General features: G+C 39.1%; 9 protein-coding genes and 1 pseudogene. 8 read left to right on the top strand and 2 right to left on the bottom strand.

Annotated features, from left to right (window positions below; translation table 11 throughout):
* Positions 1 to 23: 23 nt before the first annotated feature.
* The 4 genes from G3O09_RS16615 (at position 24) to ypfJ (ending at position 5,849) form a co-directional block, all read left to right on the top strand.
* Positions 24 to 2,126, top strand: a complete 2,103-nt coding sequence (locus G3O09_RS16615; protein ID WP_163102587.1) for a hypothetical protein — start codon at positions 24 to 26, stop codon at positions 2,124 to 2,126.
* A 23-nt stretch (positions 2,127 to 2,149) separates the two neighbouring features.
* Positions 2,150 to 4,126, top strand: coding sequence for a cytochrome D1 domain-containing protein (locus tag G3O09_RS16620; protein ID WP_163102588.1), 1,977 nt, complete (start codon positions 2,150 to 2,152; stop codon positions 4,124 to 4,126).
* A 195-nt stretch (positions 4,127 to 4,321) separates the two neighbouring features.
* Complete coding sequence (locus G3O09_RS16625) at positions 4,322 to 4,846, top strand: DinB family protein (RefSeq protein ID WP_163102589.1); 525 nt, start codon at positions 4,322 to 4,324, stop codon at positions 4,844 to 4,846.
* Positions 4,847 to 5,012: 166 nt separating this feature from the next.
* Positions 5,013 to 5,849 (top strand): KPN_02809 family neutral zinc metallopeptidase, encoded by an 837-nt coding sequence (ypfJ, locus tag G3O09_RS16630; RefSeq protein WP_163102590.1) that lies wholly within the window; start codon positions 5,013 to 5,015, stop codon positions 5,847 to 5,849.
* A 104-nt stretch (positions 5,850 to 5,953) separates the two neighbouring features.
* On the opposite strand, the gene G3O09_RS16635 is transcribed toward ypfJ, so the two are convergent.
* The gene (locus G3O09_RS16635) at positions 5,954 to 6,328 is read right to left on the bottom strand and encodes a VOC family protein (RefSeq protein ID WP_163102591.1); all 375 of its coding nucleotides are present in this window, start codon (positions 6,326 to 6,328) and stop codon (positions 5,954 to 5,956) included.
* Between the two features lie 147 nt (positions 6,329 to 6,475).
* Here G3O09_RS16635 and G3O09_RS16640 point away from each other — a divergent pair, with 147 nt between their 5' ends.
* Complete coding sequence (locus G3O09_RS16640; protein WP_163102592.1) at positions 6,476 to 7,012, top strand: GNAT family N-acetyltransferase; 537 nt, start codon at positions 6,476 to 6,478, stop codon at positions 7,010 to 7,012.
* 108 nt (positions 7,013 to 7,120) lie between these two features.
* On the opposite strand, the gene G3O09_RS16645 is transcribed toward G3O09_RS16640, so the two are convergent.
* Complete coding sequence (locus G3O09_RS16645; protein WP_163102593.1) at positions 7,121 to 7,906, bottom strand: metal-dependent hydrolase; 786 nt, start codon at positions 7,904 to 7,906, stop codon at positions 7,121 to 7,123.
* 953 nt (positions 7,907 to 8,859) lie between these two features.
* On the opposite strand from G3O09_RS16645, the gene G3O09_RS16650 reads away from it, so the two are divergent.
* The 3 genes and pseudogenes from G3O09_RS16650 to G3O09_RS16660 form a co-directional block, all read left to right on the top strand.
* Positions 8,860 to 10,044 (top strand): ParM/StbA family protein, encoded by a 1,185-nt coding sequence (locus G3O09_RS16650; RefSeq protein WP_163102594.1) that lies wholly within the window; start codon positions 8,860 to 8,862, stop codon positions 10,042 to 10,044.
* A 9-nt stretch (positions 10,045 to 10,053) separates the two neighbouring features.
* Entirely contained in the window at positions 10,054 to 10,650 is a 597-nt protein-coding gene (locus G3O09_RS16655; RefSeq protein ID WP_163102595.1) for a hypothetical protein, read from the top strand.
* A 24-nt stretch (positions 10,651 to 10,674) separates the two neighbouring features.
* A pseudogene (locus G3O09_RS16660) lies at positions 10,675 to 10,791 on the top strand (peptide ABC transporter ATP-binding protein); the annotation flags it as partial.
* Between the last annotated feature and the right edge of the window lie 123 nt (positions 10,792 to 10,914).

The raw sequence follows: 10,914 nt of genomic DNA on the forward strand, positions 1-10,914 counted from the left end.
AGTGGTTCTATGGGGGAGATAAAATGGGGAAAAAGCCGTGGAAGGTCATGTCTACCTTGGCGATTGCAGGAAGCTTGTTAATCGCTTCTGGATGTACAGAAAAAAAAGCTGGATCTGAATCCAAGATAGAGGATAAAGAAAGTACGGATAAAAAAGCAGTTAGCGATTCAAAAGTCTCTGTTAAAGTAACGGACTACAATTATGATAATGCTGCTAATATGTTTGCTTACGCCGAGTTTGAACTATCTGGAGAGCCTTTACTTGAAGGGTTAGGTGTGGATCTAGATATTCTAGATCCCAAAAAAGTGGATTCACCGGCAAAATTTGATTATACAGCTGGGATAGAGGCTTACGAATATTCCGAGGAAGCCATGTACGAAGTGGTTGAAAAATCGGGATTAGGATTGCATCTCATTCATGGTCCTGTTGTCAAACAAATGGCCGATAAATCGGGGAAGGATCCGGCTGAGCAGCTTGGAGAACGATACTATCAGCTAGCTGATGCAGTTGGCTATCCACACGAAGAAATTTTCAGGAACATGTTTCCAACCTTAATTGAGTATTCGAAGGGAGATCCTCATTATATTCAAGAAGTAGACACTGCTGAATATGCTGCTGGTGAAGATGGAGCCTACGTCCCTAACTATCAAGTGAACTTTGAATCGCTTCGCTGGGATCGCGATAAAATGGACAAAATCCTAAATCCAGCTGCATATGGAGCAACTTTCTTAAAACAAACTCTTTGGGCGGGAGACTTTTTAGGCGGTTTCCATACAGTGGATGGAGATGAAGAGCTTGAAGGGGAAACAAAGAATGATGATGCTGATCAGAATGTGGCATTAGGAGTGAGCTCTGCAGACGGAATGCAAGGGATGTTTTTAGTAGAAGGTATTTGGAATAAGTTGAATTATATCCGTGACGGTCTTTTCTATGATTCTACTAATAAAGAATTGACGAGTGCTAATTTTGGGAAGAAGTATGATGCATCTAAAGGCTTTGTGTATTTACCACACCAAATTGCAGTAGAGGAAGACGGGAACGATCAAGCACCAAAAGCGAAAGCAATTTCTATTAAAGATAGCCGTAGCGTACTTCAGGATCAATGGTTAATGCTATGGCCTGCAGCGGAGTTTTACGGAATGACAGATCAACGGAAGATCAACCCAAACGTAAAACCTTCCTTCCAAGCTTTATTTGATGGAAATCCATACCCATCGGCTCCTGCTGAAAACGTGGATGAAGATGCTAGCAACGATAAAGTTTCCAATGATCCTTATACAGTTAACCAAGATGTCCTTCTTCATGTCTTTAAAAATATCGATGCGATGCACTTTAATAAAGACGAAGGAACATTTGTAACAGAGCATGATGGAGCTAATCAAGGAACTTATGTTGACACGTTCCAAGCAGGATATACGATTGAATCCCTACGTATTTTCAAACGTGCCATTGATGGTTTACCAGTTGGGTATGCGAATGGTGAAGCAGCAGAAGGGTTAAATACAACGGAAGGTAAGCGTGCCTTAGAGCTGATCACCAACCAAGCCGACTTTATCATGAATAAATTAATGATGGAAAATGGCTTAGTCGCAAAAGGCTATACAATCGGTAAGGGTGCAGATGATCAAGTGACGTTAGATGCACAGCTTGGAGCCATCAGAGGTTTATCTGCGGCATTCTTAGCTACAAAAGATGAAAAATATCGAGAAGCAGCTCGAAATATATATGTGGCCATGGATGAAAATCTTTGGGACAAAGATGCGAAGGCATACAAAACAGAAGGGGATGCAATGGTTTACAACCCATTCACAGCAGGTGGCGTGGCGGCTGTATACCGTGTAGCAATCAATAACCTTAGCAATCTATCCAGTGATAAAGAACAACCAGAAGCATTGGAAATAGATACGATTACGAACAGATATACAGAGTTCTTTGATACTGTCATTGACGGTCCGTCTCTTGATGAAGGGATGCAGCTAAGTGAATTCTGGGATACGGGTGACTTCTATTATTCTGACAATCAATCAGGTAACACGGATGAAGACCATGTACCACAGGTTCAAGCTGGTCATGGGGAATTTGGGATTGCTCCTGTTTTAGCCCCAGTTGAGGTAAAGAAAAAATAAACCAATTAGAGAGGCGATTTCTTATGAAAAAATTGGCCCTCTTCCTATTAACGCTCCTTGTATTAGGAGCGTTAACTGCATGTAAGGAAGAAAAAACTGTTTCTATAGTGAAAACTGGTGAGGATGCTGTCACGAGGGATTATGCAGTCAATAGCAATAATATTGTGATGACACAGGACGGTAACACCATCTTTACAGCGAACATGGACGTTCATTCAGTCACTTTTATCGATGCTAAAAAGAACAAAGTGATGACAGAGATTCCAGTAGGCAAAGAACCGAGACAGCTTACTTTAAGTCCGGATGAAAGGTTTATCTTTGTTACTTGTATGTTTGATAACAAGGTGGACATCATTTCCGTAGAAAAAAAGAAAGTCATTCAATCGATTGAGGTTGGGATCGAGCCATACGGGGTAGTGACTAGTCAAGATGGAAAGACACTTTACGTGGCAAATTATCGGTCTAGTACGATCTCAGTTATCGATTTGAAAAGTTTGAAGGTTGAGAGAGAAATAGCAGTCGATGATCGACCACGTACAATAGCGATGGCTGCTGAGGGAAATAAACTATATGTGCCTCAATATTTAACAGGTGATATCAGTGTGATTGATTTGGATTCAAATAAGGTGACTAACGTTATTGAGCTTGCGGATTCTCCTGATCAAAGAGATGCGAAAAAGAGTCAAGGGATACCGAATACATTAGAGCAATTTGTCATCAGTCCCGATGGTAAAACAGCTTGGATACCCCACCTACTAACAAATATTGATACTCCGATTCATTTTGAAGAGACGATTTTTCCGGCCATCTCAATTGTAGACTTGCAAAAAGAAGAAGAATTACTTGAAGAACGCAAAGAGCTTTTTAAGGAAATGAACGTAAAGGATAACCAAAACCAAACGATGATTGTTGCTAACCCCTATGATGTTGTCTTTCATCCAAATGGAAGTAAAGCCTTTGTCGCGATGTCTGGAAGTGAAGATTTAGTTGTATTTGACTTAAAACGTGGAGGAAATGCAACGCAAGTCTTAAGAAGGATTGAAGGGGATAACCCAAGAGGAATGGTGATATCTCCAAGCGGTGAAACCATTTATACTCATAATGCAATGAGCCATGATTTAGCCAAAATATCAACAGGCGGAGATAATGCCTATGCACGTGCCAAAATGGAAGGGGATAACCTGCCATTAATTGAAAAAGATTCTTTGTCCCCATTAGAAAGGGAAGGGAAGACGATCTTTTACAGTGCTAATAGTGAGGAGTTTGAAGCAGGTATTACAGGGAACAACTGGATGAGCTGTGCATCGTGCCATGCTGATGGGGATATGAATGGAATGACGTTAACGACCGCGAAAGGGCCTCGAAATATACCGAGCAATGTGGTAACCACAAAAACAGGGTTATTTTTGTGGGATGGAAGTCGTGACGATTTCACGGATTATCTTTTAACAGTCCAAGGGGAAATGGGAGGAATGACGGAATATGACCCTGGAAAACCTCTTCCAAAAGAGGTGGAGCATATGTATGATGCCGTCTTTGCCTTTTTGGATAATCCCAATTCCTTTCCTCCTCCGAAAAGTCCATATCGAACCGATGAAGGTGAGCTTTCAGCTTCTGCCCGGGAAGGAAAAGAGTTATTTGAAGGAAAAGCGGGGTGTATCTCCTGCCATGGTGGAAAAGAATTTACGGATAGTGCCAAGGCTATTGGTGATGATGGAAATCTGACGACTGATAACACCCAATTTTTACATGACATTGGAACATCCAATCAAGCAGATCGTTCTTCGAAAGGCGATGCTCGCGCTGGGATGAAGAACCCGAGGGATAACTCTCACTTTGACACTCCTACGCTACGAGGCGTGTGGGCAACTGCGCCATACTTCCATGATGGAAGCGCTAAAACGATTGAAGAGGCGATAACACGGCACCAAAAAGAAACCCAGGGATTGACTCAAGGTGAAATCGCTAAAATTGCTGAATATGTAAGGTCAATTGAGTAGAAAATTAAAATGTTAGTGCAAATTAAATAGTAATTCCAATTAAGAACTCTTGGTGATTGATCAATGCCGCCAATGAGTTCTTTTTTTACTTATCTCTAATCTGAGCGCTAGTTTTCATTAATAAATGTTACTATGAATGTATAGTAATATAGTGTAAGATTTCGTGAAAATTCCTTAACAGAAAGGAAAAACTTTATGAATTTTAATTTGAAAGAAGCGATTGAGGTACTGGAGCGGACACCACAAACGCTGAAGAATCTTCTATCTGGTCTGTCTGATAGTTGGTTGCAATGCAATGAAGGTGAAGGAACTTGGAATGCAGTTGAAGTAATTGGACACCTCATTGAGGGAGAGAAGAATGATTGGATAACAAGGTTAGAAATCATCCTTAAGGAAGGTGAAAGCAAACCGTTTCCTCCATTTGACCGATATTCTCATCTAAAAGATAGTTCTATAAGTTCGATTGAGCAAAAGTTGCTTGAGTTTACAAATCTTCGAGAATTAAATATATCCAAACTTAAGTCTCTTATTGACCCTGAATTGCATCTAGAATTGACAGGCACACATCCAGCTCTTGGTGTCGTGAAGATGAGAGAACTGATTTCTACATGGGCTGTTCATGATTTAACCCACATAGCTCAAATCGTGCGAGTAATGGCTGAAAGATACCGCACAGACGTGGGACCATGGAAAGAATATTTAGGGATATTAAATAAATAATGAAATAAGGGTCATTCCCCACAGCTAACTGGCTAATGTGAGGAATGGCCCTTTTATCTTTTTGAGTTTTGGCTATCACAGGAGAATATACAAATGAATCTCGGGTATAACACTAAAGACTAAGATTCATCTTGTGCATTCCATGACTGTTAGGAGAGGATAAACAATGAAATGGAAAGGAAGAAGAACCAGCTCAAACGTTGAGGATAGAAGAGGACGAGGCATGGGAGGAAAAACGATTGTTGGGGGTGGAATCGGCGGTATTATCATACTCTTAATTGTTACATTCCTTGGAGGAAATCCTGGAGACTTAGTGAATATGGGGGCAGAAGATCCCGCCCCATATGTAGAAACTGAACAAGATAAAGAGCGGGCGGAATTTGTCTCCGTCGTACTTGCAGATACTGAGGAAGTTTGGACAAAGGTATTCAAGGAAGAAGGGTTGACATATGAAGAGCCAACTCTCGTTTTATATTCTGGGAGCGTTGAATCCGCTTGTGGTGTAGCAGGGGCAGCAGTCGGTCCATTTTATTGCCCAGGTGACCAAAAACTTTACATCGATCTAAGTTTCTATGATGAGCTTCAACAAAAGTTTCAGGCACCTGGCGATTTTGCAATGGCATATGTGGTTGCTCACGAGGTAGGTCACCATGTACAGACCCTTTTGGGAACCTCGGAGAAACTAGCTCAAAAACGTCAAACATTAAGTGAAACTGAATACAATAAATATCAAGTTCGCTTTGAATTACAGGCTGATTATTTAGCTGGTGTTTGGGCGCATCATGCCCAGGGCATGGAATTGCTGGAAGAGGGTGACCTTGTGGAAGCAATGAACGCAGCAAGTGCGGTAGGTGACGACACGATCCAAAAAAGGGCTCAAGGATACGTAGTGCCAGAAAGCTTTACACATGGAACATCAGAGCAAAGGAAGAAATGGTTTTATAAAGGGTTCAAAGCAGGTAATTTAGAAGAAGGAGATACATTTAATGTAAAGAATCCATAACCTTTTTAAAAAAGGAGAGTTACATGCGATTGAAAAAAGTAGAAGTCACAACTTGAAGGCATGAGCCTAACAGGTTGTGACTTTTTTGATTATCTCTATTGATTTTATCCCTGCACTTCACTCATTAAAGCATGCGTATTTTCTTCTGAGTCCTTGAAAAACGTCATCCATACCTCGGTTTGTCCCATTTTTGTCACGATATGTGGCTCGTCAATGAAGGAGACTTCCTTCGCTAGTAATTCTTTATATTTTTCTTTTATATTCTCAACTTGAAAATAGAGGACAGAGCTAGCTCGAGCAAACTCTTCTTTCTCAGGAAGGCTCAGCATTAAGCGAATTCCGTTGCAATCAAAGAAAGCCATGCGATCTGTGTTGAAAAGAAGTGGCAGCCCTAAATCATCTTTGTAAAACGAGATGGCATTTTCTAAATTTTTTACAGGTACACCTATCTGACCGATTTTTTGAATGGTATTGTTCATTGGTATCTCTCCTATTATTGGGTTTTTATTCTTTTGTGAAAAAACCTTTATCTGCCTTGTATTGGGGAATCCCGTTCGAAAAAGAGCATAGACCTTCATCTTAATTTTCTGATAAATTAATTATACCTAATAATAGGAGGCACAACGATGAAAAAAATCATATATAGAACGTTAATTAAAGAAGAGTTGAATGATGATCTCCTAATAAATTTCAACCGATTCCAAGAAACGAATCGAGTTTGGTACAAAGATAATGATCAATATCATATTAAAGAGGACCATTTTGTAGAGAAATGGGAGGACAATAAAAAGATTCAGGTCATTCAAGCTTTACGAGAATGTATGAAGTCTGGTGGGTTAGTAATGGGAGCTTTCGATAATACTAATTTAGTAGGGTTTGCTAACGTGGAAGGGGAACTATTTGGTAGCAGAGAAGAATATCTAGAACTACCCTTTATCCATGTTTCGAACGAACTAAGAGGAAGCGGGATTGGTAAGAAATTAATCGAATTTTGCTGCGAGGGAGCAAGGAACTTAGGTGCAAAAAAATTATATATTGCTGCACACCCTTCCATAGAAACTCAACATTTTTACAAATCTGTAGGTTGTACATATGCTGTTGAGATTAACGAAAGAATTTTAGCAAAAGAGCCTTTAGATATCCAAATGGAGTTGGTTTTGTAAAAAAAGTAGAATGTAGGAAGAGTAAAATGTAATGATGATGAAAAAAGTTTAGGTTAAAAAATCCCCCTTTCTTTTAAAAGAAGGAGGATTTTTTGTATTAGTGCTTATTTATTCTTTATCAAATCTTCGTTCTTCTCCATAAGCAAGTGTAATCACCTTTGTTCGCTTATAATCTTTCAATAATTCTTCCAATTCCTTGTCTTTATCAATCATAAACTCTACTACAGGAAAGGCTTGTAGTAATTGCTTTAGTGATTCGGGTGAAGGAGCGGTTTCATTGGTTGGGAAGGTATGACTTGGGATAACGTACTCAACATTCAATAAATGTTTAACCGCATAAGCCGCTTCCTTTGGTCCCATTGTAAAATGTCCTGAAGAAGATAAAATAGCAATCTCTGGTTGGTAAACGTCTTGAATTAATTTCATATCCGGCATTAAGGCAGTATCACCAGAATGATAGAGCGTAAAATCATCTATAAAATCAAAAATATATCCTGCAGCCTCCCCGGCATAAACAGGGGTACCTTGGGTTTCTCCGTAGGAAGAAGTGTGCTTTGCCTGAACCATTGTTACATTTACATCGTTATATGTAACTGAACCACCCAAGTTAATAGGAAGTACGTTTTTGATACCTTGTTGAAGAAGGAGTAGGGCCAATTCATATTGTGCAACAACCATAATGTCAGGTTTATGGTCGACTAATTTAGATAACCCACTAGTATGATCAAAATGACCATGGGTTAAAAATACACAATCTATAGATTGAAAGAAATCAGGTTTGTTTAAGTGATCCGGAAATCCTGGATTCAAATCAAAGAAAGGATCAATAAGATAGTTTTTTCCTGCTTTACTTGTTAAAACATACATTGCATGACCTAATCGTAAAATCTTCATCAATTGACCTCCAAAACAATGATAAAAAAACTCTCTAGCATTCTATTTGAATGGATGATAAAAAATGTTTATTTTTTATAAAATTTTAGAAGTCCTTGTTCTGTAATATGAAAATCTAACTATGACCATTACCCATTGGATACAAGTAACAACGTCTTTCTGATGTATACATGAAAGTATACAAGAAAACATTTAGTAAACTAGATGTATACATTACAGTGTGCAAGTACACAAAAGTGTATGCTTGGTGGTATAGATGCATGTGTACACCTTTTGAATGGATGATAAAAAATGTCTATTTTTATTTGATAAAATTTTGGAAATGCTTGTTAGTAATATGAAAATCTAACTATGACATTTACCCACTGGATAATAGTAAGTATTTTTCTAACGAGTAAAAAGTAATGTCTTTCTTACGTATACATAAAAGTATACAAGAAAACATTTAGTAAACTGGATGTATACATCACAGTGTGCAAGTACACGAAAGCGTATGCTTGTTGGTATAGAGGCATGTATACACCTTTGTATCTATGTACACTGTAAAAAGACGATTGTGTTCTTCTTGAACACAACTTATGTATCATTGACGCTCTTAGTAACCTAAGATAACCTTCAGTTAAGCTTTTAAAAAGATAAGAAAGTTTAACTTTTAGAAGTTATAGCATTGTCTAGCTTCGACATAAAGGACGTGGCGTTCTTTTCGGCTAGCGCCCAGTGCGCTTCCTCTCCCCTCCTAACGATAAGTCAACATCGAATCACTAACCGTTCTTCGTGTTGACTAGCTTCCTTTATCTCATTCGGGGGGAAGTCCAGCCCATCCGTCGCTAAGCACAAAGGAAAGCTTCTGTGACTTAACCTCGCAGGAACAATCTGCTTTTTGATTGTTCCGAGGGCGCTTACGCATTTCTTTCTTATATAAAAGCAATTAACAAAAAAAGGGGATTGATGTGATGAACACTTCAAGAATCTGTGCGATCGATGTAGGAAACGACTCCGTTAAGGCCTTATTTGGAAAGTCTGAATATGAATTATACATACCGAATGTAATAGCACGAGAAACAGAAGACCGACCTGTTATAGGAATAGAGGACTTAAATGAAAAGGATCCAATCGAGGGAATTCATATTAGAGTCCATTCCCCTGCTTTAAAAGAAAACAATGTCATTTACCGTGTTGGAAATTTAGCAACGAAAAGTGATAACGCAAGTGAACTTGACCCAGGAAGCAGCAAGTCCGAGGAAGACCAAACTTTAGTGATGTTATTTGCCTCAATTGCCCTGGATGCAGCGAGAGCAGAGAATGCAGGGATTTTCAAGAAAACGAATAATGTGATTGAAGCGAACTATACACTTGGTACAGGATTGCCACTTCGTGAAGTAAAAGAAGGAAAAGATGTAGGCTACCGTTCTCAGCTATTAGGATCCGTCCATCAGGTAGAGTTTTTGGTGACGCCTAAATACCAAGGTATAAAGGTCAATATTAGATTTGATCAGGTCAAGGTATATCCTGAAGGATTCGCAGCGTATATTAATTTAGTTATGGACAATAACTTAAATATTATTAACCGCGATTTAATCGATAAAAGTATATTGATCCAAGATATTGGTGGACTTTCTACTGATGTGGCTGTCATTAAAAACCGTAATGTGGACGACGATAAGGCACAAGGATTCAATATCGGTGTATCCGAAGCGTTAGAAGCCATCAGAGAAGAAATTCGCTCCAAGCATGGAGTTGAATTGGATAGCCGAAGAGATGTGGTCGATATCATCACAAGAAAAAATGATCGAAACCATATTAGGGTGAAGGGAAGTAGGACAAGCGTCCATGATATTACCGACCGGATTCTATTAGATTTAGCCAAGAAACAATATCGCCATCTTCGTAATGTCTGGCTAAAGAATTCCCAAACGGAAATCTGCTATTTTGTCGGTGGCGGAGCAATGGTGTTAAAGGAATACATCAAGGCATTAAATAATAGCCTGGATGGATATAATATCGAGTTTTTTGAAGATGAAAAGGAAAGTATTTGGATGATGGCGAATGCTTATTATAAATTAATCGCTGATTTTGTCAGAAAGAACAATAAAGAGATTAAGAGTAAAGAGGCAGAAAAACAGCCAATCCAAAAGTAGGGTGATTTCATGTCCAAAAAAGAAATGACTCGGATACAGAGGGGGCAGGCGATTACGTTTCGTCTGCCTTCTGATACCCCTGAACACATCATTAAGCAAATGCAAAAGTTAAAGGAAACTGAGAAAAGAAACTTTTCTAGTAAAATTGCAGAATATGTTTTGGAAGGAGTAGGTCAATCTCTGTCAAAAGAAAGAGAAACCGTGTCCATCCCTCTACCAAAACAATTAAGCAAGGAACAGCGTAATTGGCTTAAACACTCACATTCTGAAGCTTTATTAGGGAGTATTGTCTATCAACTTCTGATTGATCCAGTTCGTGCGACAGCCGTCCTAGCCTCACTGAATAGCAATGCATTAGACATCAATCAAGCATTATATCTAGTCGAAAATGAGCCTGAATATAGTGAAGTGCCTCCTAATGTACCTAGTACTTTGGAAGACTTCGAGGTTAAAGAGGCGGATGAAATGGAAGATGATCTGATGAACTTTGATTGGGAGAAGGCTAGACAAGAACAGGCGTCATCCGAGGAAAATGTAGAGGAAACCTATGAACAAGAGGACGTGGACGATTTATTAGGTGGTTTCCTTGCAAATATGAATAAATAGTCCTGCATTTCCGAGGAAATGCAGGGGTATAGAATAATCTTCATGGATGGAGGTTATATCGTAGAAGAAAATGAACCTTCAGAGCTGTTCGGTAACCCGAAGCATGAGCGTACGAAGGCATTTTTAAGTAAAGTATTATAAAAGATCGAAGGTTCCCTTCGATCTTTCAGATTGTCGACAAAAGGCATTCCGAATGACCCCATTCGGATGCCTTTTGTCATTTTCATGTAGTTTTCTTTAATTTAGACCTTCCTTAGCTCTATT

Source organism: Peribacillus alkalitolerans, assembly GCF_010882125.1.
Lineage (GTDB): Bacteria > Bacillota > Bacilli > Bacillales > DSM-1321 > Bacillus_BN > Bacillus_BN alkalitolerans.